Source organism: Lacinutrix undariae (genome assembly GCF_052934785.1).
Genome location: NZ_CM128809.1, coordinates 1,702,045 through 1,725,932, shown reverse-complemented (window position 1 = coordinate 1,725,932; position 23,888 = coordinate 1,702,045). Strand labels below are relative to the sequence as shown.

The 23,888-nt window shown below is 31.4% G+C and carries 19 protein-coding genes; 15 read left to right on the top strand and 4 right to left on the bottom strand.

Annotation, left to right across the window (positions count from 1 at the left end; translation table 11 throughout):
* On the top strand, window positions 1-933 hold the full coding sequence (locus ACU4C5_RS07665; RefSeq protein ID WP_446843605.1) for a hypothetical protein: 933 nt from the start codon (window positions 1-3) through the stop codon (window positions 931-933).
* 134 nt (window positions 934-1,067) lie between these two features.
* Here ACU4C5_RS07665 and ACU4C5_RS07660 read toward each other — a convergent pair whose 3' ends face one another.
* The 4 genes from ACU4C5_RS07660 to ACU4C5_RS07645 all read right to left on the bottom strand — a co-directional run bounded on the left by ACU4C5_RS07660 (window position 1,068) and on the right by ACU4C5_RS07645 (window position 8,354).
* Window positions 1,068-1,964: a 3-hydroxyacyl-CoA dehydrogenase gene (locus ACU4C5_RS07660; protein ID WP_446843604.1), complete on the bottom strand. Its 897-nt coding sequence runs from the start codon at window positions 1,962-1,964 to the stop codon at window positions 1,068-1,070.
* A 69-nt stretch (window positions 1,965-2,033) separates the two neighbouring features.
* Window positions 2,034-3,974 carry an oleate hydratase gene (locus tag ACU4C5_RS07655; RefSeq protein WP_446843603.1) on the bottom strand — a complete coding sequence of 647 codons (1,941 nt, stop codon included), beginning with the start codon at window positions 3,972-3,974 and terminating at the stop codon, window positions 2,034-2,036.
* Between the two features lie 97 nt (window positions 3,975-4,071).
* A complete protein-coding gene (locus ACU4C5_RS07650; RefSeq protein WP_446843602.1) occupies window positions 4,072-4,941 on the bottom strand; it encodes a helix-turn-helix domain-containing protein in 870 nt (289 codons plus the stop codon).
* Window positions 4,942-5,495: 554 nt separating this feature from the next.
* Window positions 5,496-8,354 (bottom strand): T9SS type A sorting domain-containing protein, encoded by a 2,859-nt coding sequence (locus ACU4C5_RS07645; protein WP_446843601.1) that lies wholly within the window; start codon window positions 8,352-8,354, stop codon window positions 5,496-5,498.
* Window positions 8,355-8,576: 222 nt separating this feature from the next.
* Here ACU4C5_RS07645 and ACU4C5_RS07640 point away from each other — a divergent pair, with 222 nt between their 5' ends.
* The 14 genes from ACU4C5_RS07640 (at window position 8,577) to ACU4C5_RS07575 (ending at window position 23,775) form a co-directional block, all read left to right on the top strand.
* Window positions 8,577-8,960, top strand: a complete 384-nt coding sequence (locus ACU4C5_RS07640) for a hypothetical protein (RefSeq protein WP_446843600.1) — start codon at window positions 8,577-8,579, stop codon at window positions 8,958-8,960.
* A 159-nt stretch (window positions 8,961-9,119) separates the two neighbouring features.
* Window positions 9,120-9,317, top strand: a complete 198-nt coding sequence (locus tag ACU4C5_RS07635; protein WP_446843599.1) for a hypothetical protein — start codon at window positions 9,120-9,122, stop codon at window positions 9,315-9,317.
* Between the two features lie 204 nt (window positions 9,318-9,521).
* The gene (locus ACU4C5_RS07630; protein ID WP_446843598.1) at window positions 9,522-10,739 is read left to right on the top strand and encodes a tyrosine-type recombinase/integrase; all 1,218 of its coding nucleotides are present in this window, start codon (window positions 9,522-9,524) and stop codon (window positions 10,737-10,739) included.
* A 3-nt stretch (window positions 10,740-10,742) separates the two neighbouring features.
* Complete coding sequence (locus ACU4C5_RS07625) at window positions 10,743-11,984, top strand: hypothetical protein (protein ID WP_446843597.1); 1,242 nt, start codon at window positions 10,743-10,745, stop codon at window positions 11,982-11,984.
* A 132-nt stretch (window positions 11,985-12,116) separates the two neighbouring features.
* Window positions 12,117-12,401 (top strand): helix-turn-helix domain-containing protein, encoded by a 285-nt coding sequence (locus ACU4C5_RS07620; protein WP_446843596.1) that lies wholly within the window; start codon window positions 12,117-12,119, stop codon window positions 12,399-12,401.
* A gap of 5 nt (window positions 12,402-12,406) precedes the next feature.
* A complete protein-coding gene (locus tag ACU4C5_RS07615; protein WP_446843595.1) occupies window positions 12,407-13,300 on the top strand; it encodes a hypothetical protein in 894 nt (297 codons plus the stop codon).
* A 104-nt stretch (window positions 13,301-13,404) separates the two neighbouring features.
* Window positions 13,405-15,498, top strand: coding sequence for an HsdM family class I SAM-dependent methyltransferase (locus tag ACU4C5_RS07610; protein WP_446843594.1), 2,094 nt, complete (start codon window positions 13,405-13,407; stop codon window positions 15,496-15,498).
* The gene (locus ACU4C5_RS07605) at window positions 15,498-16,826 is read left to right on the top strand and encodes a restriction endonuclease subunit S (protein ID WP_446843593.1); all 1,329 of its coding nucleotides are present in this window, start codon (window positions 15,498-15,500) and stop codon (window positions 16,824-16,826) included. The genes ACU4C5_RS07610 and ACU4C5_RS07605 overlap by 1 nt, the downstream gene beginning before the upstream one ends.
* Window positions 16,827-16,828: 2 nt before the next feature.
* The gene (locus ACU4C5_RS07600) at window positions 16,829-20,101 is read left to right on the top strand and encodes a DEAD/DEAH box helicase family protein (RefSeq protein ID WP_446843592.1); all 3,273 of its coding nucleotides are present in this window, start codon (window positions 16,829-16,831) and stop codon (window positions 20,099-20,101) included.
* A gap of 26 nt (window positions 20,102-20,127) precedes the next feature.
* Window positions 20,128-21,147 (top strand): hypothetical protein, encoded by a 1,020-nt coding sequence (locus ACU4C5_RS07595; RefSeq protein WP_446843591.1) that lies wholly within the window; start codon window positions 20,128-20,130, stop codon window positions 21,145-21,147.
* A 2-nt stretch (window positions 21,148-21,149) separates the two neighbouring features.
* Entirely contained in the window at window positions 21,150-21,473 is a 324-nt protein-coding gene (locus ACU4C5_RS07590; protein WP_446843590.1) for an STAS-like domain-containing protein, read from the top strand.
* Window positions 21,454-22,008, top strand: a complete 555-nt coding sequence (locus ACU4C5_RS07585) for a hypothetical protein (protein ID WP_446843589.1) — start codon at window positions 21,454-21,456, stop codon at window positions 22,006-22,008. Before ACU4C5_RS07590 ends, ACU4C5_RS07585 begins: the two co-directional genes overlap by 20 nt.
* Before the next feature lie 909 nt (window positions 22,009-22,917).
* Complete coding sequence (locus ACU4C5_RS07580) at window positions 22,918-23,085, top strand: hypothetical protein (RefSeq protein ID WP_446843588.1); 168 nt, start codon at window positions 22,918-22,920, stop codon at window positions 23,083-23,085.
* Window positions 23,086-23,334: 249 nt separating this feature from the next.
* Window positions 23,335-23,775 carry a DUF6943 family protein gene (locus ACU4C5_RS07575; protein WP_446843587.1) on the top strand — a complete coding sequence of 147 codons (441 nt, stop codon included), beginning with the start codon at window positions 23,335-23,337 and terminating at the stop codon, window positions 23,773-23,775.
* Window positions 23,776-23,888 lie beyond the last annotated feature (113 nt).

Genomic DNA, 23,888 nt, shown 5'->3' with positions numbered 1-23,888 from the left:
ATGAGAAAATTCATTACAAACACAATATACATAGCAATACCAATTATACTTGCTTTTATATTAATGGAAATTTTATTAAGAAATATTCCTAATGATTATTCCTTTAAAAAAGAATACCTAGACAAGAATTCAAATGAAATAGAAACCTTAATTCTTGGGAGCTCGCATACATATTATGGTGTGGACCCTAGTTACTTTTCGAGTAACACATTTAATGCAAGTCATGTCTCTCAATATCCAAATCATGATTTTGAAATACTGAAAAAATACCAATCTAACTTTAAAAACCTAAAAACAGTCATACTACCTATATCCTACTTCACCTATGCCACAAGACTTAAAGATGGAAAGGAAGCATGGAGAATAAAAAATTACATGATCTATTATGACCTGAACATATCTAAATCCCTTTCAGACAACTCTGAAGTTTTTGGTAATAAGACAAGTACAAATATAAAAAGAATAGCTTCAAGCTACATCTTAAACAAATCCGTTATCACCTCTTCAAACCTTGGATGGGGGACAATCTATAATGCTACAAAACAAAAGGACTTAGAAGAAACAGGAAAAAAAGCAGCTTTAAGACATACACAAAAAGAGAGTAATACAGACAAGAGTAAACAAATAATTAATAAGAATAAATCTAATGTAGAGGCAATTGTAAAATGGTGTGAAGAGCGTAATATAAAAATCATTTTAATTACAACTCCAACATACAAAACCTATCATGAAAACTTAAATAGTGAACAACTAAACTTAATGATAAATACAAATAATGAAATTGCTACTAAATATGAAAACTGTACTTATTTAAATTTATTAAGCGACTCTAATTTTATAGCAAAAGATTATTACGATGCAGATCACCTATCTGAAATTGGAGCAAAAAAACTTAGTCTTATGCTAGACCAAGCAATCATTAATTTAAAATAAAAAACTACAACTAATTGTCTATAAATTAATTGTAGTTTTTACCCCGTACATTCAAATACCATTAGGACATTTATGAGTAGTAATCTAAGACATTTTTAAAAGCCATCACACCTCATCAAATGCCCAAAAAACCTTTATTCTAAAAAATCATCGGCTTTATAAGCCGGATTAGGATAAGTATAAAAACCTGCACCTGTAGAAACACCTAATTTATTAGTGTCTAAAAAATGGGTTTTCAAATAGGCAGTCATCTTAGCTTTAAAAGGGTCTCTAGAATGCTCTGAAGCTATTTTATTAATATTATAAACCGTATTAATACCCACTATATCAAGAATAGCAAACGGACCAATTGGTGCGCCTGTAGCTTTCATCCAGGTTTTATCTATCGTTTCAACTGTAGCAACTTCGTTAACCAAAAGACGAGTAGCAGCATCCAAAAAAGGAACCAATAAAGAATTTAAGATATAACCAGGCTGCTCTTTTTCTAAAGGTAATGCCAACATCCCAATGGCTTTAGCAAAAGCAACAACATCATTAAACACACTAGCATCTGTAGTAGAATGCCCCATGATTTCTGCAGTGTTGTTTTTCCAAATATCATTAGCAAAATGAAGGGCTAAAAACCGAGTTGGTCGCCCCGTAACTGCTGCAAAATCACTCGGTAAAAGTGTAGAGGAATTAGTGACAAATACTGTTTTTTCAACCGCAACTTTTGATAACTTTTTATAAAAAGCCGTTTTTATTTCTGGCTGCTCGGGTACTGCTTCTATTAATAAATCGGCATCCTTTACTGCTGTAGCTAAATCTGAGCTATAACTTAAATTTGAATAAGCAACATCTAGTGCTGCATCTGAAGCATTTAAGTCCCTTTTAAAAGCAGCACTCATAAGACTGAATTTTGCTTTTGCTTTTTCAAGCATCTCATCATTTATATCGTAAACCATAACATTAAAATGATGAAAGGCTGCTTGAAAGGCGATTTGATAACCTAAAACGCCACTCCCGGCAACGGTAATATTTTTATAATTCATTTGATAGTATTTGTTTAGTGTTTATAATGCAATTAACTTAAAATAAAATGCTTATAGCTGTTTAAAAGGTTACTTAATACCTTTTGCCCATGCTTTAAGGTGCTCAAATTGTTCATGAAGAAAAGAATCATGATCATCAGTCTCTGAAACAACTGCTGTTGGTAAAATATGCTCAAAATAAGTGTCTTTTAACACGCGTCTTAAAAGACGTTCTCCTGGAAATAAAGCATTATCATTTAAAGCTTTAGCGGCTTTTAATAATTGACGAATATCATATTGTGTACTTGCAATATCAGGGACTTGCTTATTTAAATTTAGCAACTTATACACAGCGGTTCTTGCGGTTCTAACTGACGATTCTACAGTAAATACAACATCGTTTTTAGTAGATACAAACTGACCAACAAGTCCTAAATTAGAACAACCTTCTGGTACTATTTCTGGACGATCACCTACTGCTCTTGGTAAAAACATAGAAGTAATATAAGGCATAAATGCTGTACGAACAATAGTATGTGCAATCACATCATCAATAGCATCTTCAATATCAAGATGATAACATAGTTCTGATAAAATCTCATTACCAGTACATGCTGGCATGGTTTTTTTAACTTTATTTCCTGATTTATCTATATATAAAGCATAAACCCAAACCACTAAAAGATCATCGGGTTGTGTTGGAAAATGCGGTTGGCGATTGATTGTAAAACTCATTAACCAATTGGAATCGGTGATAGTAACAATACCTCCTGTGGCAGTGCGTCCTGAATATGGGTCGTTCACACAATAAGCTTTAAATTTCTCGGTTAAAGCCGAAGGACGACAGGTTAATGTTGCAGATTCCCAAGCCGATTGAGCTATACTGCTACAAAATTTTTCGGGCTTACCAAATACTGAAGATTTAGCGGCTAAGTTTTTCCATAGCGTCCAACCACTACTAGCTCCTTGTGAAATAGCATCTAGTGAAACAATAGCAGGAGTTGTATTATCGCCATATTGAGTACCTTCAGTCATAGAACCAGTGGTTACTATAACATAATCATTTTTAGCAACAGGAATAACTACCGCTTCTCCGTCTTGTTCAGTAATGATCCCTTCAACAACTTTACCTTCTGCATGAATTTTAATATCCAAATCACGAACCAAAGTATCAAACTGAAATTGGACGCCTTTAGATTTTAAATGATCGGTTAAAGGCTTTACAAAGGTGTCATACTGATTGTACTTAGGAAAAACTAAACAGGATAAATCTTTCATCCCATCAAGAGTATGTAAAAAACGATGCATGTATAATTTACACTCTAGTAAACTATGCCAGTTTTCAAAGGCAAACATGGTACGCCATAAGAACCAGAAATTACTCTGTAAAAAAGAAGGACTAAAATAATCTTCAATAGTTAAATCATCTAAATCAGTTTTCTTTTTTAATAAAAGTTTGACAATGGCTAATTGATCGGTCTTACTCAAACCAAATTTACTAAAATCTTTAAGCTCTCCTTGATTATGAATTAATCGGGCTTTAGAATAATTAGGATCATTATCATTTAATAAACGATATTCATCCAAAACACTATATGGAGCTGGAAGTTCTAAAGCGGGAATATCTTGAAAAATATCCCAAAGATTCTCATAAGTCATCTCCATCTCTCTTCCGCCTCTAACAATATAACCATCCTTGGCATTTCCAGCACCATCAAGCGAACCGCCTTCTAAAGATAACTGATCTAGAAAAACAATATGCTCGCCTAAAACATGACCATCTCTAATAAAGTAATAGGCTGCCGATAAACCGGCAATACCACTTCCTACAATATACACTTTACTCGATTCAAAAGAGCTTGAAGGAATACCTTTATTACGCTGATAATTTCCTGTTAAATCAGCAAAAGGCAGCGGTTTATCTTTGGAATGATGCACAACCTCTTTACTTGCATCTGGATCATGAGTAACATGTCCTAAATAGGGAGAGGCGTTTAATACCTTGTCAAATTTTGAGCTATCTGTATTCATATTTAAAGGGTTTTAAGGTGAGTCTTACACAAATTTACAGGATATATAATGTGATAAGCATCCCTAAATTCAGAAATGACATCCCTAAAAAACAAACTTAAAGATGTTCTTTTTTGTATACTGATGGGGTGTAATTTGTTTGTCGTTTAAAAAACCGACCAAAGGCAGAGACAGATGTAAATTGCAATTTATATGCAACCTCAGAGATGGACAAATCAGGATCACCTAATAAAACCATAGATTCCCTCAATAACATATCATTAATAAGATCATGCGGAGTTTTTCCTGTAGCTTTTTTAGTGATTTCTATTAAATACTTACTAGAAACACATAAAGCATTAGCATAAAAAGAAACGCGCTTATGCAATAAAATATGCTCTCTAATAAGTTGATTAAATTTTAAAAGAAGTGGAGCTTGATTATCTTTAGTAATAATAGCTTCGGGAGCAACCTTATGGTATATCTCGGCAATTTCAAAAAGAAGTAGGAAGATTAAAGTTCTTATTTTAGGTACAGTAAACGCTCCTGTTCGCTTTTCTTCAGCCTTTAATTTATCAACAATACTTAATAAAACATTGAGATCACTAGAGGAAGTTGTAATAATAGAATATGAATCATTTTGAAACAGACCCATTTTTTCAATAATAAAAGGATCTGAAATATTTGCCAATAAAAAAGAGGTTTTAAAAAACACCAATTGCATATGAAAATCATCAGTAGCATTAAGAAAATGTATGACTGTTGAGGGTGCTGCACAAATAAGAGTGCCAGTTTGCACTTGATAAGCCATCCCATTAATCTTTAAATCAATACCCCCTTTGGTACAGATACAAAAAGTATAATAATCCATACGAAAAGGCGCTTCAGGGAACTCAAAAACAGAGTGACCAGTGGAAATATAATAAGAGTTCTGACAATCAATATTAAAGAAAGAAAGTGTGTCTTTTAAATTTTTGTAGAGCTTCATCTGTATCGTAATAGAGTTTAAATATCAAAATAACCAGGGGTATTTACAGTAATAAAAATCAACACTCCAAATAATTATTTCAAACCGTAATGAGCTTATAAAAACAAGCTGTAAATTAAACTGAGAAATCTACTATAAACATACAGCTTTTTAGGAAGTTTTAGGTGATAAAACGAAGGTAATTTCAGCATTAACTTAAACAAAAACAACGACTAATGATAATAATTCACCACAAAGGAAAACAGAGATAAAACAAGCCTCATAAGCCACCCTACAAGTTGTTTTAAGTAGTCACACAGATCTTTACAACCATAAACTCAACGCTCTATAGGAATACGACAAAAACGGACTTAAAATGAGCTAATAAAGCACAAAAGAGATACAGCCATAAAACAAAAAAACACCTAAAACAACCATTAGATATGTTTTAAGTGTGTTTTGTGACCAATTGAGAAACGCTAATTAATTTAGTTTTTACAAAAATTAAAAGCGTGAATTCTTAATTTGAATTCACGCTTTTTACACTGTATAAAGTTCTATAATTAGAGTTTTTACTATTTTTTTATGACTAATTTTTTAGAAGAAGCATTTAAACTATTTATAGCTTTTACAAAATACACGCCTCCACTTAAGTCTCCAACATAAACTGTTGTTTTTACTGCAGCTTGCGTATTAAATACTTTTACAACTTGTCCTAATTGATTAATAATTTGGAAATCACCTCCTAGACTAGATGTGATTTTTACATTATTAGAAACGGGATTAGGATACATTGAAAATTTAGAATCAATTTTATCGACATCTGTTAAACTTAAAGAAGATACAGTTACACATGCTGATTCTAAAGAACAAGTACCCGTTGTAATTACAACTTTATAATCACCATTTGAAGTTGCCGTAAAGCTTTGATTTGTTTCTCCTGTTAATAGAGTGCTTGGACACTCATACCATTGGTAAGTTGCTCCAGCTTGATTCGCTGTTAAAACAGCTGTATTTTGAGTAATAGTAATATCTAAGCTAAATACTTCCACATTGTCACTAGCAGCATTGGTACAGCCGTTAGCATTTGTAAATGTGTAAGTGATAGTATGTGTTCCAACACCAGCTACTGCTGGATCAAAAGCATACGTTGTTCCATTGCCATCATCGGTAACTCCTGCTCCAGAATACACACCACCTGTAGCGGTTCCACCACCTAAACCAGCTTGCACACCAGCATCGATACATAAATCTGAAAGTGTAGTAAATGCAACTGTTGGTAATGCGAATACTTCTACGTCATCACTAGCAGCATTGGTACAACCATTAGCTGTTGTAAAGGTATATGTAATAGTATGTGTTCCAACACCAGCTCCTGCTGGATCAAAAGCATACGTTGTTCCATTGCCATCATCGGTAACTCCTGCTCCAGAATACACACCACCTGTAGCGGTTCCGCCACCTAAACCAGCTTGCACACCAGCATCTATACATAAATCTGAAGGCGCTGTAAAGGTTACTGTTGGCAATGCGAATACTTCTACGTCATCACTAGCAGCATTAGTACAACCATTAGCTGTTGTAAAGGTATATGTAATAGTATGTGTTCCAACACCAGCTCCTGCTGGGTCAAAAGCATACGTTGTTCCGTTGCCATCATCGGTAACTCCTGCTCCAGAATACACACCACCTGTAGCGGTTCCACCACCTAAACCAGCTTGCACACCAGCATCAACACATAAATCTGAAGGCGCTGTAAAGGTTACTGTTGGTAATGCGAATACTTCTACGGCATCACTAGCAGCATTAGTACAACCATTAGCAGTTGTAAAAGTATAAGTAATAGTATGTGTTCCAACACCAGCTGCTGCTGGATCAAAAGCATATGTCGTTCCGTTGCCATCATCAGTAACTCCTGCTCCAGAATACACACCACCTGTAGCGGTTCCGCCACCTAAACCAGCTTGCACACCAGCATCAACACATAAATCTGAAAGTGTAGTAAATGCAACTGTTGGTAATGCGAATACTTCTACGTCATCACTAGCAGCATTGGTACAACCATTAGCGGTTGTAAAGGTATATGTAATAGTATGTGTTCCAACACCAGCTCCTGCTGGGTCAAAAGCATACGTTGTTCCGTTGCCATCATCGGTAACTCCTGCTCCAGAATACACACCACCTGTAGCGGTTCCGCCACCTAAACCAGCTTGCACACCAGCATCAATACATAAATCCATAGGCGCTGTAAAGGTTACTGTTGGTAATGCATCGATAGTAACACTAACTGTTTCTCTACCATCACATAAACCGGGCGTATTATACTGAACAGTATAGGTATTAGGTATTGAAGCTGACACATCAATCGTACCCGTATTTGCATTTATAGACAACCCTCCTGAAGATGAAAAAACACCTCCAGCAACTCCTGTAACAGTAGGTGTTGGATCTACACTATCCACACAGTAACCCGGTGCTCCATAACTAAAAGAAGCATCTTCTCTAGCTGTTGTATTTATAGTAACGGTTCCGCAAACCCCAGGTGTAACACAACCACCTTCACCTCGAATATAATAGGTGGTACTTGGTGGCGTAGGGACTACAATAACAGATGATCCAGTTGTTGTCGCCACTAAATTCCCTCCACAAGAGCCTGTATAAACAGACCATTGCGTTGCATCATTTTTATTTCCAGAAATAGAAATAAGAGCGGCATTCCCATCACATATTATTCCAGGTGCCGATACAGCTGTTGGTATAGCTGGCGCTGTACATACCGGAGCCACACCCCAAGTAAAAGCATCCAAAGCTAAGTAATCTGCATTACTTGTTGAAGCTACTACTATTTCATCAACAGCAATGTTTGAATTATCAGACCCCCCTTGAGTTGCAAGGTCAATTAACGTAAAGCCATTGTTAGGGCTATATGCCCCGTTAAAAAAGCCACTACTTTTTACAATAGTATAAACCGTTGAGCCATCTTTCTTACCAGTTATAGTAACCGTTGTTGTTGCAGGATTTTGAATTCTATCTGAAACAAAAAGATAAAAACTTTTAACACTAATATCTGTTCCATCATTAGTTTCGATAGTAAAGGTGCTTCCATTATTTAGTCCGTTATTATTAGATGACCCTGTATTATCTATAAATTGATCATCGACAGAGCTTCCTCCCCATCCAAAACCGAGACCTGTATCGGTTGAGCCATTATCATTGGTTCCGCTTTTAAAAATATTAAATAACTCCAATGGGTCTTCACTTGATATATTAAAAATTTGTCCATTATCAGTAAATGACGTAGAGCCACCGGTTTCATATTCGAATGCCTCTGTAGTTTGGGCCGAAGCTTCTAAGCTAATACAGCTTAAAAAAAGAAATACTACAAAAAACTGTAAGTATTTAAGAGGTAAAGATTGAGTAGTTTTTTGTTTCATTTTTTTTTAGATTTAACGTTCACTAACAAATATATATTTTTATTTACAATTCAGCATCAAATACAGTCGTAATATTTTAAAAAACAGGTATTTATACGTAGTCAACTAACAAACAACCATACCCGTGATGATATTTAAGCAACACTAATTATTAAGACGTATTTTTCTAAATAATTTATTTAATTTTAATTAAATTACATCTTAAACATCATAAAAAACGATATGTCCTCTGAATTGCATTTAAAAGATATAACAAAACTGTTAATTGATTCAAAAACAGAGCAAGAAGAAATTAAGGCTGTTAATTTATTATCAAATTTTTACGCAAAAATTTTAAAAGTCATTTTATTTAAGGATTTTAATGCAACTGGCACAGAAGTTAATGGTAGGCTAGCGCTATCTCCAAAACATACTAAAGACTGTTTGGAAGATTATGTAAGAACTGCTCGTTTTATTAAAGGATCATACAAAGCAATACAAAAGGCAATACAAATTTTCAAAAATAAAAAAATTGAAATTGTTTATGCAGGAACGGGGGCATTAGGGACATTACTAGTCCCATTACTGCCTTTATTTAGTAGTGATGATTCTTTAAATAAACTATAGAAAAAGGAGATTACAAAATAAAATATGGAGATTTAGAAATAGGATATGATGATATTTATATACAGTATGAAGAATTTACACTAGGACTTGGTCTTTATATGTACATCAAGAAATCATAAAAATGTAAATATAAATCCATATAAATTTTTAAATGCTTTATTGGGAGAATATAACACCGAAAACCATATTGAATTTATCCGATTTAAGGACAGAGAAAATAATTTGGTTGACGACATAAAAGTTGTGAGTAAAAAACAAATGGAGGAAATAAGTGCTGAATCCGAAAAAGAATCTGGAACTCTGAATATTCCGCCACCACCTGCACCACCAACTGAAAAAAAGAAAAACGGAAATTAAATACGTGTGGTAACACCGTGTTGTCTAACTATTATATTCAATTTCTTTAAAATTCACTCAAACCCTTGTTAATAAAGGGTTTTGTTGTTTTATGCAATGCAAAATAATGTAACAAAATACAATAAAAAGCATTGTTTGTTGTACCTATTGTTGTACCTTAGTATTCGTTTGCATCCTATTGCACCGACTATAAACCAATAAGTTATGGCTTCAATAAAACTAATTTTAAAAAAATCAAAAGTAGATAAGTCTGGAAAAGCACCTTTATATTTAAGAGTGATAAAAGACCGAAAAACTAATTTCGTTTCTTTAAGCTTAAAATTAGAGCCTAACGAATGGGATGAAGAAAAGCAAAAGGTTAAAAAAAATCATAGTAACTCTACACGACTAAATAGTTACATAACTCAAAAGGTTGCAGATGCACAAGGACAAATAGCAGATTTAGAAACTAAAAATCAATCCACATCGGCAAGAAAACTAAAAGAAGCTATAAAAGGGAAACCGTTAGTTAATTTCTTTGAATACGCATATAACAGATGCGAAAAACAAAAAGACACTTTAGCATTATCAACATATAACAACTATAAAAACTACCTTAAAAAGTTTGAAAAGTTCGTAGGCCATAAAGAGTTAATGTTCGATGATATAACGGTAACCACTTTAAAAGACTATGCAGGTTACTGTAGCACCACTTTAGGCAACAATAACACAACGATAAATTTTTCTCTAAAGATTCTAGGCTTAATGTTTAAAGAAGCGCAGAGAGAGGATTTAATACCGTTAAATCATTTTCCATTTAGTAAATTTAAAGTCAAGAAAGCAAAAAGCACAAAACGTTTTTTAACAGCAGAACAGTTAGAAGCTTTTACTAAATTAGAGGTTTCAGATAAAGCAAAGGCACAAATCATAAAAGATATGTTTCTATTTGCTGTCTTTGCAGGAGGTTTAAGATTTGGCGATGTAATAGAATTAAAGTGGAATAATTACAATGCAAAAGCGCATAAAATAACAAAGACAATACGTAAAACAAGCAGACAGCACAGTCTTAGAATTGGGCAAGTGGCAATAGATATTTTAGAAAAATATAAAACTGAAAATGTAAGTCAAGACGATATAATATTTCCTTTCGCAAATATTAATAACGATTATTTTACAGACAGAGAACACAGGGAAAAAGTAGTAAGACAAGCAACAGCTTTGAGTAATATGTATCTGACTAAAATGGGTAAAACTTTAGAGTTACCATTTTCTTTAACCTTTCATATTAGCAGACATACATTTGCTACCAGAGCATTAAACAATGGTATGCGTATAGAACACGTATCTAAATTAATGGATCATTCCGATATTGGAATTACACAGGTTTATGCAAAAATTATAAGTAGTGAATTAGATAATGCAGTAGACAAATACATCAATTAAAAAATGGGAGAATATTCAAAAATAGAATTAACATTATTAGAAAAGCTTACAGAAGCTATAGATGCTTTCATAGAAACAAATACTTATAGTCAAAAAGATAAAGACAAAATGATGTTTGTATCTTGTGTAAACGAGGATGAAAAACACGACTTCACAAAAAGTGAAATCAAAAAAATGCAAAAGAAACTTGCAAAATGTAGTCCAGATATTGCAGGATATTTGACTTGTTATATTAATCCTTCAACACTTGATTTAGATGGAGATTCAATATACGATTATAGAAAACGTTTAGTAAGGAATTTTCTATCTATTGAAATTAATGATGTGTTAGAGGTTTTAAAGTCAAAGTTTAAAACATTAAAATCTATTGAAGAAGTTTACGAGTCATTTTGGGAAGAAGTAATTGAAGATGGCGAATACGGTATTGATAATAAATTTATGAACCACTTCATAAAATATATGGCAATAGCTGAAAGGTTAAACACCTTTAAAAGCTTCTTACAATATCATAAAGAAGAAACCGAATCAGAAGAAACTAACGAGATATACGATTTACTTGATACAATTAGAACTAAAGACCATACAGATTTACAATTATATAATATAGTAAAAGAACGCACCCAATTAAATAAAGATGCATTACAGTACCTATATAAAGATATTGAAGTCTATTTGTTTGGTGAAAAAGATGATTTTGAATGTAATTATTCCGAAGAAGAAACTGAACAAGCAATTGAAGATTTAAAAGCCAAAGGTCATACAGAGGACGATTTAATAATGTTAGGTTACATAAGAAAAAGTAAAGCTTTAGATGTCAAGACAAACGATTTAACCTTAGATTATACCTATATCAATAAAGAGAAATTATTCTTTCCATTAGAGTTTTTCCCTATTTACCAATTACAAGGTTTAATTAATGCCGAATTATCTAAAATTCAAGAAAAGGAAGACCTAATAAATCCACAAACAAAAAGCACACCTAAACTTAAAACAGACCTTTCTGTTCCTCAATTAGCATTATTATTTAAAATGATAAATGACTTAAAACCTAAAATATTTAATACTAAATCAGATGCCGAATTATTCCGTTTCATATCTGCTAATTTTCAAACTAAAAAATCTACAGAAAAAGGAATCAGTACACAAAAATTAAGAAACGAATGTAATAGTCCAGATCTAAAAGCTATCGAATTTTGGGAAAAACATCTACATACAATGCTATCAGAATTAAGAAAATTAAAATAATTTATTCCCACTAAAGTCAATGTTTATAAGGGTTTTGCGTAGGGTTATATAACCGTATGTAACTGTTTTTGCTTCCTTTGTTAACTCATATTTGCTTCATAATTAAATCATTAACATTTAAAAAAGAAGTAAATGGAAGCAGTAATTTTAACATCAGAGCAGTACAACAATTTAGTATCAAGATTAGACAAATTAAATTCTACTTTAGAGTCTAATCAAAAAACATCAAAAGAAACTTTTCTCGACAATCAAGAGTTTATCCAGCTAATGCATATTAGTAAACGTACAGCGCAAACGTGGAGAGACGAGGGTAAGATATCATTTTCTCAAATAGGTAGTAAAATTTACTATAAGATGAAAGATGTAGAAGTCTTACTAGATAAAAACTACAATAAAGCCTTTAAAAATAAAAGGTAGTCGTTTTGTACGACACACTTAAAATAAAGCATCAAGTAACACAGTTACCTAAAGAAGTTATAGAACAACAAGAAAGTCCATTTTTTTGGAAAGGCTTAAAATGGACACCTATTTTCAATAAAAAAACAAATCAAGTAAAAGGTTATGAAACGAGTGTAAATAACTTAGACCTGCGTTTAAAAGGAAATACAATCTCTTGTAATAACTCATTACAAAAATGGTATATGGGTAATAATTACGAGTTGTTTACCTATTCACAAGTCGTTAAGGCATTAGAGAAATTAGATAGTGTTTTACCGTTCAATGTTTATAATGCAAATATTCATTATTTAGCAGTAGGCACAGTTATAGAAGAAGAAGCACAACCAATTCTAGATCCTTGGTTAAGTCTAAACGGTAAAACACCAATACCAATGTTAGGTGCTAATAAACAATACGGTAAAAAATTCTATCTCACAGATTATACTGTTAAAGGTTACGATAAAACTTTTGAAGTAAAAACACACGAACGTATAAGGTTAAATAAACCATTATTCAGATTCGAGTTAGAAATCTATACACGTAATCTAAACAATCGTAAAAATGCTATTGGTATTTATACCGTTAAAGATTTAATAGATAAAAAGAAGTATCAAATGTTAGCAGATGAGTTATTGAGTAAATATGATAAAATAGAAAAGCAACAAAGTGTTTCATTATCAAAGCTTAATAACAAGGAAAAAGAGGTGTTAGCATTATTTCAAAATCAAGAAATATTACAACAGTATAAAATAGACCATTTCGAAAGCTTTAGAGATAGAAGAACGGTTTATAATAAAATTAAAAAACGCTCTAATAATAATTATCTAACACACGTAAAAGAGCAATTAAAAACAAGTGTAAAACACACGCTATTTTAGTACTTGTAATATAACATAAAACAGGGGTAAAAAGTAAATGAGGAAATCCTTATTATTTAACCAATATATATTTATATTTTTAACGATTAAAGACAAAACTATCAATGAGCCAAAATATACTACAATACGAATCTAAAGTATGGTCTACTGCCGACCTTTTAATTGGTGCAGGTATAAAACAATCAGATTTCCCTAAATATATGATGCCATATTTTGCATTAATGATGTTAGAGAGCAGGTTGGTGCGTCATTCTAAAGAAATACTAAAAGATTTAGGAGTAGATTCTATTGATGATATAGAAGATATTAACGATTTCTTAGAAGAGTTTAAAGATTCTAAAATCGGGTATAATGAAATAATAGTAAAGAATCAAAAAACCTTAGCAGACATCTGTAAAAACGATACAACATTTATTAATGATTTTGATACCTACTTAAAAGCATTTGACCCAGAAACAAAAGAACTTCTTGGTGTAGATAGAGGGAATACAGAAGAAAAGTATTTAGATATATCAGGACTTAGCGGACAATTACGTAAAAAGAACATCCTTTTTGATACTGTTAAAAAATGGAGTGAGGTAGATTTAACACCTTACAATAACTCTGATATAACAACATTAGAAGAACACATAAAACGGAAATGGGCAGACATTTCTGCTGAAACTGCTGGAGAACAATATACACCTGACGATATTATAGCATTAATTACTGAAATTATCCTATCTAAAACAGAGGATAATGGAGAATTTTTAACCATATACGACCCAACGTGTGGTGGTGGAAACTTACTTTTTGGTGTAGAAGATATTATTCAAAAAAGTTATAACAGACCAACAAAAACTTACGGTGAGGATTGGAGTGATAGCTTATACGCATTAGCAAAAATAGAAAGTCGTTTCCGTACAGATTCAGATATTCGTTATGGTAACACATTAACCAATATTTCATTTATAGAAAAACAGTTCGATGTAATTGTAGCTAATCCGCCTTATGGTGTAGATTGGAAAGGTTATAAAAAAGATATAGTAAACGATACAACAGAACGTTTTCACGCTTTACCATCCATTTCAGATGGGCAATTTTTATTTACACAGCATATTTTATCTCAATTAGACGCTAAAGGTTTGTCAGTTGTAGTGCATAATGGTTCTACATTATTTAGTGGAGATGCAGGAAGTGGCGAAAGTAATATTCGTAAATATTTCTTTGATAATGATTGGGTAGAAGCTATTATACAAATGCCTACCGATGAATTTTTCAATACAGGTATTTACACCTATTTATGGATTTTCAATAAAAATAAAGCAGGAGCACGTAAAGACAAAGTAATCTTAATTGATGGTAGCGACTTTTACGAACCTTTAAAGAAAAGTAAAGGTAAAAAGCGTAAAGAAATGGTATTAGATAATAGAAAAACTATTGTTGAAGCCTTAACTAATTTTGAAGATACTGAATACGCAAAGGTATTTGATAAATGGCATTTCTATTTTAACAAACAAGCTATAATGCTAACTAATGTAGATGAAAACGGAAAAACCTTTGAAAGCGTATTACCTGTTAAAAAGAATAAAGAAGGAGAAGAAATTAGAGCAAAATCTATAAAATTAAATCCTACTAAAATAACGCAAGTTACAGAAGAGGAAACTATAGAAATAACAGACTTTGAAATTAAAACCTTTGATGCTAAAAAACACAACTCTTTGTTAACCTATTTTAATGATGAATTAAAACCTTTAATAGCTAATTTAGACTATAAAGAAGCAGATTTAAAAGTAACTACAGCCAAAACAAGTTATTATTTTGATTCTGATAAGGAAACTATTATAGAAGAAACGAAAGATAATAAAACAGCCTTAGGTAATGGTAAAATAGTAATCAAAGCATCGTATAAAAAAGCAACAAAAACTAAAGAAGCATCTATAGTAATTACAACAGAGTTAACGCCAGATTACGAGAAAGATTACGAGATAATACCATATGCACCAACAGTAGAAGACAACCAACAAAATATTGCCAGTTTTATGGCAAAATATATTACAAAACCGTTTAGATATATAGAAAACACTATAGGTGTAGAAATTAACTTTAATAAGGTATTCTATAAACCAGAAGAGTTACGTTCTTTAGTAGAGATTACTACCGATTTACAAAACTTAGAAGATGATTTGTTAAACCTTGAAAAAGAATTAGCGATTTAATGGAAAAATATAACGAGTATAAAGATTCAGGAGTAGCTTGGTTAAATCAAATTCCAAAAAATTGGCAATTTAGAAGAGTTAAGGATTTAACTAAAATCATTTCTAAAGGTACAACACCAAGCACTGAGGGAGAAGCTTACACAAATACAGGAGTTCGATTTGTTAAAGCTCAAAACGTAAATTCAAATGGAAAAGTTGTAAGTAAACCATTTTTTTTTATTAGCAAAGAGACTAATGAGATATTAAAAAGGTCTCAATTAGAGGCTAATGATTTGCTTTTGGTTATAGCAGGTGCGACTACAGGAAAAATTGCTGTAATTGAAGAATCTCAATTACCTGCAAATACTAATCAAGCTGTTTGTTTTTTGAGATTAAAAAACGAAGAAAAAAAAGAGTCATTACGCTATAAGTATTATTATATTAATAGTAGTTGTTTTCAAAGTTTAATTTGGCTTTATGCAGTTACTTCAGCACAACCTAATCTACCAATGGCTATCTTAGGGCGTATTGATTTTTGTTATCCACCATTAAAAGAACAAACCCAAATAGCCAATTATTTAGATGCTAAAACGATTGCAATAGACAAAAAAGTAAACTTATTGCAGCAAAAAATAAAACACTACAAAGCCTACCGTAAAACGTTAATTAATGAAACAGTTACCAAAGGTATAGATAAAACTGTAAAATTAAAAGATAGCGGTATTGATTGGATAGGTGAAATTCCAAAGCATTGGGAAGTTAAGAGATTGAAAGATTTATCTAAGTTTATTAATGGTTATGCTTTTAATTCAAAGGAATATATTGATAAAGGTGTACCAATTATTAGAATTAGTAATATTTCAAATGATATGGATTTTGAAAAATGCAGATATGTAGATTCTAAATATTTAAAATTAGCTAAAGACGCATTAATAGTAGAAAATGATATTTTAGTAGCAATGACTGGTGCTACTATTGGTAAAAACTCAATATATAATAGTGAGAGAAAAGCTTTATTAAATCAACGTGTTGGTATAATAAGAACTAAAAAAAGCATTAATAATTTATTCTTATTTCAAATTATTAAATCACAGATTTTTAAAGATTATATTGATTTATTATGTGGAGGTAGTGCTCAAGAGAATATAAGTAAAACACAAATTGAAAACTTCTATATTCAATTACCACCAATAAAAGAACAACAACAAATAGCAGATTATTTAGATACTAAAACAAGCAATATAGATAAAATTGTAAAAAACATAGAAACTCAAATTATCACCTTAAAAGAGTTGCGTAAAACATTAATAAACGAAGTAGTAACAGGTAAAGTAAAAGTAAGCGCATAATTATGGACGAATTAATACTACAAGACAAATACTTAATGAACTTCTTTACCAATCGTGCAGATGGGTTACAATACAAAGAAGTAAAAGCAAATACAGTATCTAAATTACATTTTGTAGTAGAAGATTTAAAATACTTTATAAGCGAAACAACACTAAATAAAACAGCATACCGTAAACTCTTAAAAAAGTTCGATAATAACGAAAAGCAATTATTACAAGAGTTTCAAGAAGAATTAAACGAGCGTATTGGTAAGTCTAAAAATATGGCTTTGTTTATTGGTAGTAATCAATCTATCACGTTTAAGGGTGTTAAAGTCAATTTGTTTTATCCAAGCGGTAGTATAACACACGGAGATACATTATTTAACGAAAATCAATTTTCTGTAGTACAAGAATTACCATACATATACAAGCATCAAGGCAAAACACAATTTAGTTTTCGTCCAGATATTACCTTTTTCTTAAACGGTATATTTTTAGGCTATTCAGAATTAAAATCTAACTACAATAACCAAAGCGCGCATAAAGACGGTAAAATAAAAATAGCCAATGATTATCAAAAAGCAGTAACCAATTATTTAACTATTGCAGAGGGTAATGATGTTTCACAAACTATACGTAAAGATTTTTTAAAGATATTCGAGAAAGCCATACACATTACAACTACAGATGTTCAAGATACCTTTATCATCAGAAATATTTCCAATCAGTTTGATGAAATTAAAGCTAAGGTAGAAGACAATTCGTTTGATTTTGATAAGTACAAAGCCAATGTTAATGATGGTTTAAAATCTTATCCTTTAACTAATCCAGAAGCTAATAAACAACAACGTTTTGAAGAAGTCTTTAAGGCTTTGTACGGTAAAAAAATGATAGAGCGTGAAATACTCTATTATAACTTTATTGAACGAGAATTAGTAAAAGAAGATAAGGGAAAACAAAAAGGATATAAGCATAACGATGGTAGATTAATTGCGCCAAGACCAAAACAAAAGTTTGGAGCAGATAAAATCATCAATAAAATAGATGAGTTTTTAGAACACGAAGACGAGCCAGATTATTTTATCAATAAACTACGTCAGCAACTAACCGATAAAGGCTTAGGAGCTACTCAAATAGAAGAGTTAATTACTAAAAGGCAGAAGTATCAAAATAATAAAAACGTCTATTCCTTACTCTTACAATACGCAGCAGGTTTTGGTAAAAGTAATATTATAGGTTGGACTTCTTTAATGCTGAAAGATTTACGTAAAAATGATGAGTTTGTCTACGATAAAATAATGTTGGTTGTAGATAGAGTGCAGTTAAGAGACCAATTAGATAGTAAAATGTATAATATGAACATTGCGAATAGTATGTTCATAGAAGCCAATAGTAAAAAGTCTTTTTTAGAAGCTCTAAATACAGACAAACGTATAGTAGTAGTCAATCTTCAAAAGTTCAATTCAATTAGAGAGTTTTTAGATGATGAAGTAGTACAAAAGTTATCCGCTATGCGTATTGCTTTTTTAATTGATGAAATACACCGTTCTAATAGTGGTCAACAACACGAAGAAATGGTATCGTTATTTGATGAATTACAAAACAGTTTCGATACTAATAAAGAATACAAGAAAACATACAATAAGAAAAACTTAATTATAGGTTTTACAGCAACACCAAGTGATGTGACATTAGCACGTTTTGGAGAGTATAACAAATATGCAGAAGCCGAAAAAATATGGGTTCCGTTTGATAGTTACACAATGAAAGAAGCTATTGAAGATGGCTATATTTTAAACCCAATAAAAGGTATTGTTCCTGTATCTGCTAAAATGTATTTTGAAAAGCCAGACGATGCAACAGAAGGTTTTGAAGGAGATACTGGTTATTATAGAGAAATGCCAGACAATCCAGATTCAGGAGTTGATGCTAATGGTAAAAAATACAGAATTAGTAAAAAGAAAATATACGAAGATGAAGAACGTATAGAAGCGATTTCAAAGTTTGTAGCAAAACGATTAGTATCAGCAGTATATCATAATATTAGAGGTACAGCAAAAGCAATGTTTGCAGCATCTTCTATTAAAGCAGCGATTAAATATCGTAAATACATACAGCAATATTATAGCGAGTTAGTTGCAGAGAAAAAACACGAACGATTTAAAGATGCGCCTATTTATATTGTGTACAGTTCAGATGGTCAGAAATACGAGAGCGCAACAACCTTAAACGGTGGTTTGTCAGAAGCCAAAGTGTTACAGAATTTTGCACTTAAAAAGAATGGTTTAATAATAGTAGTAGATAAATTACAAACTGGTTTCGATGAACCTAAATTGCATACTTTATTCTTAGATAAAGAAATAAGAGGTATTAACGCAATACAAACTATTTCAAGAGTAAACCGTACAGCAGGTAAATATAAAAAGGATTGTAAGATTATAGATTTATCATATAAAAATGTAAACGTAAATAACATAAAACAAGCGTTTGAGCATTTTAGTAATGTAGTCGTAAGTGATTTTGATCCTTTAGGTCAAGAGCAATTATTACAAGAGATTTATGAAAACCTAAAACAAGTAGATATTTTTAAAGCACATTTTAAGCTGTTTAAAACATATCAATTAGGCGATAAAAAAGATATATCTGCTATTCTTAATTTTGAAAGTGCAGTAACAGAATTAGTAAGAAAGCAACCAGAAGAAGCTAAAAAGTTAAAACAAAGTATCAATAAATATTTTAAAATTCTAAACTTAATAGCGTTTGTTATAGAGATAGATGAAAAATATAGCGAAGAGCATTTTACAGAGTTTTGGTATAGATTCAGTGTGCTGTATAACTCATTAACAGGTACAACAGAGTTAATAGATGATGTTGAAGTATATTTTGATAATAGAATAGGAATTGTAGCACCACCTGAAGAAGTTGAAAAGAAAGAAAAATCTAAAACAGGTGTAAGTGAACCAGGAGGAGAATATGGTAAACAATATAAGTTCGATATATTAGCAGTAATAGAAAAACGTAATGAAGAAGAAGAGGAAATTGAAGCTTTAATATTGGATTTTGAACATAAGATAGAAGCCTTTTTCGAGTATGTAAATAAAGAAGGTACAAGAGTAATTGCTAAAATGAAAAGTACCAAAACCGCTTTTGATGAAGATGAAATTTACAAAGACTTCGAAATTATTTATAAAAAGTACATAAGAAGAAACCGTAAATTATTAGGTCAATTCTTTATCAAAGAAACCGAAGACATAGTAAACCAATTATGTGATGATTTTGAAAAAACAATTTAGTTATAATATTTATTCCATACAATTTATTGAAAAACACCAAATCAAATAAAGCTTTTACCCAAAATCGTTTACTCAAAGAAGAAAGACGTAAAAAGCGTAGAAAAGAAAAAAAGAAAAAGAATAGGATAGCTCAGACTAAACTAAAACAAAAGCGTAAATACTTTAGTAAATATGCTGAAGTTAATGCACCAGAAAAACTTACCTTACAATTAGGTTATTCTGAAGATGTCCTTAGATTTATAAGTCTTTTAAAAGAATTAGGTAAGTCTGAAGATATTATAAATATAAGATTACATAAAGTAACTGATATTGGTGAAGGAGCTATAGCTATGCTTCTTTCTGTTATGAAAGAACTTACTAACGCAGGTATAGCTTTAAAAGGTGAGAAACCATCAAATACAATAGCAAGGAATAAATTAGAAATGTCAGGCTTTTTCAAGTATATGCGTGGTTATGTATCACCAGAGAATTTGAAAACAAAGAACATAATTATTCATACAGGTGATATTACCACCTCGCAAGAAGAATTAGAGCCTGCAATGCCACAGGCTATGGAAACGGTTTGGGGTGTGTCAGGGCGTTGTCCTCAGTTGTTTGGTGTAATTGGTGAAATGTTGCGTAATTCTTGCGACCACGCTTTTCAAACGGATAATAGTGTTTCTTGGCATTTAGGTGTATCACATATTGAAAAGGATAATACAGTTAAATTTTCATTTGTAGATAATGGTGTTGGTATTATTAAAAAATATTATGAAGATAACAATTGGCAGAAAGTAAAAGATCATTTTAAGAGTGACGCTACAGTATTAGAGAATGCATATAAGAATGGTATAGCATCTCAAACAGGTTTACCTTGGCGCGGTGAAGGATTGCCTACAATATACGAATTGTATACAGACAATATAATTACTAACTTAGTAGTTATTACTAATAATGTCTATTTAGACTTTGATAAGAAAAAATTTGAGGAAATAAAAGTTCCTTTTTCAGGAACATATTATTTCTGGAGAGTAAATAACAGCTGTACACCAGCATTTTTTGCATAATTATGATAATAATAGATATACCTAACGATTTCACAAAGACACCAGGTTGGCGTACTTATGATGATGGCCCTAATTCAGGACAAGAATTTTATGATAAACTATTAAAAGAGAGATTTGAAGAAGCCTTAAAAACAAATGTAAAACTCAAGGTTATTTTAGATGGTTCAAATGGTTATACTACATCTTTTTTAAACGAGGCTTTTCGCTTACTCGGTGGTGCTTTTGGTGCAGATGCTGTTTGGGATAGGTTAGTAATTGTTTCTAATGAAGTACCCAAATATATCGAACGTATAAAAAAAGGTGTTTATGCAATGGAAAAAAAATAAATGGCTTTTATTAATTGCGTTTTTTTCAGGCGTATTAATATGTTTTATTGCTACAAGATTTCATTATTTTGAAATAAAAAAAGAGCTTGATGTACCTTCATTGGTATTGGGTGTTTTAGGATTAGGTATCGGTTTATTTATAGCAGATAATATTCAAAACAAAAACAATAAAAATCAAAATCAATATGCTTTTTTAGAAAGTAAATTAGATACTTGTTGGACTAAATTTTCAACTTTAGCAAAAGTTATTAGCTTAGATACAAAAGTGCCTTTAGAAACTTTATCTGGTTTTAGTCAAGATATTGTGCATCAGGTAGGTTTTATTAAAAATATTTTTAATGCTTTTGAAAAGGATTGTACTTGTATTGATAGTTTAGAAGAGCAATTAGATAGTTTTGAAGATTTGTTTGATGATTTACGCACAGAGGAAAATATCAAGTATTACTCAGAAGAAAAGGATGTAATTGAAAATAATATTGTAGCTATTAATCAATGCTTTTCGGAAGTACTTAAAGCGATACAAAATTTAAGTTAGTAAGACGGTCATATTAATTCCACACAACCCAAAACCCAGTTTTTTACGAAAAAGTAAAAATCCTCTGTCTTTTGTGTTGTTCCGCGCACCACCGCATAGTTGGTTTTATGTCATAATAGTTGTAGCCAACGCTATAATAGCACATTGCTTGTTTTATTTAAACTTATCTATTTTAATAAATTGGTACAATAAAAAAGCAAAGAGCTATTGCCAACGCTCAAAACAACTATTCCGCCACAAAACCAACCCAAAGCTAAGTTACATAATAGAAGTTATAGGAGCAAAAATCCTTTCAAAGGTTGCCTACGGCGTTTTATTATATTTTCGTCGCTATAACTGCTATTATGTAAAATATCGGCTAGCCTTTGCCCTTGGTCAAGTGTAATAAACATTATAAGTCGATATTCACGAGTACATTAATTTAAAATAAAAAAGATACGAGCTAAATATCCGCTTATCCAACGCTCAAATCCGAACATATAACAACATTCTGAACAAACATTAAACAGTTGAACAATTAAAGGATTAAGATAATTGAAAATAATATTCGTTATCTCATTCAACTGCACAAAACCATCATTAAGTCCAAGTATTCCTTAACTCAAGTCTTTGTTTGTTTCATTTCACTAACAAATATTAAAGACCACTTTTCCCCACCACCCAAGAAATAGGATATAAAAAAATAGGTTTAAGAAAGTTAGTACTACGCCATAGCATATTGCTTTTTCTCGTGCCTCAAAAAAACAAAAAGCTATCGTCTAAAAGTCCTGTATAAGTATTAATTTAAATGCTGTTTTATCAAACAACTATTTAAACCAATACCCATACAAACGCTTCATCCACCGCACAGTAAAAGATTAAAACCTATTTTTTTAAGTGTTAATTCCCCAGAAAAGTTAAATTTATAGAATGAAGAAAATGATTGAAGATTTATTTGATTTATTCTTTCCTAAAAATATAGATGAAAACGGTAATGAAATTGAAAATCCTGAAGGCGACGATTCATATACAACAAAAGTTTTTACAATAGTTATGCTGATAATTATAGTAATATTCGCATTTATAGAATTAAAATAAAAAAAGGTAGCAAATATATGTGGCTTCCTCTGCCAGCCGCACAAGCCTGTAAAGGTCAAGCCCTACGGGTTTTGAATAAAACTTTTTTCACAAACTTTTTTCTTTTTCATTAAACATTTTAACTCAAAAAACTTTTATCCAAAAACCTTGACAGCCTTACCCACGCCACAACAACTATGGCTATCTTTTTATTCTTTTCAAAAAAAATAATGTAGCGAAGCGTAGCGAGCAATTTTAAATTGGATAGCTATGTCAACTTTTGAACTGAAAACACACCGTACAGGAAAAACTTACTCAAACCCTCATTTTTTCATCCTAAACAAAGGTTTAAACAGCGGAAAACCGCTCTCAAATCCTTGTCCTAATTGTTTTGTAGTTACTACTTCAACCGAAAAAGAGAAAAACACACTTTTTCATTTATCTATGATGCTACAAATAGGCGGTTTTTACGCTTATTATTTAAAAGGAAGTGTTATTCCGTTTATCTCAATACATGATTGCAGAAAAACCCTTAAAAATAGTTTAAAATCAAATTCTAATGCAGAGGATATAATGCAAAAACATATTAAAGCGGTTGAGGTTATCAGTAAAAAAGAAAAGGAGTTACAAAATGTCATTGATAAAATGGCAGTTTTAAAGGTCGCATATATACGTAATTGTTTCAACTTGATGCAAACGAAAGAAGCCTAACGCAAAGGTATCGTAAAGCCTTAAAACAGTAACAAAATGGCATTATTTTAGTTATATTAGAAGAGTAAACAAAGTTTAAAAGCAATATCAAGTCCGTACCAAATCCGAACGAG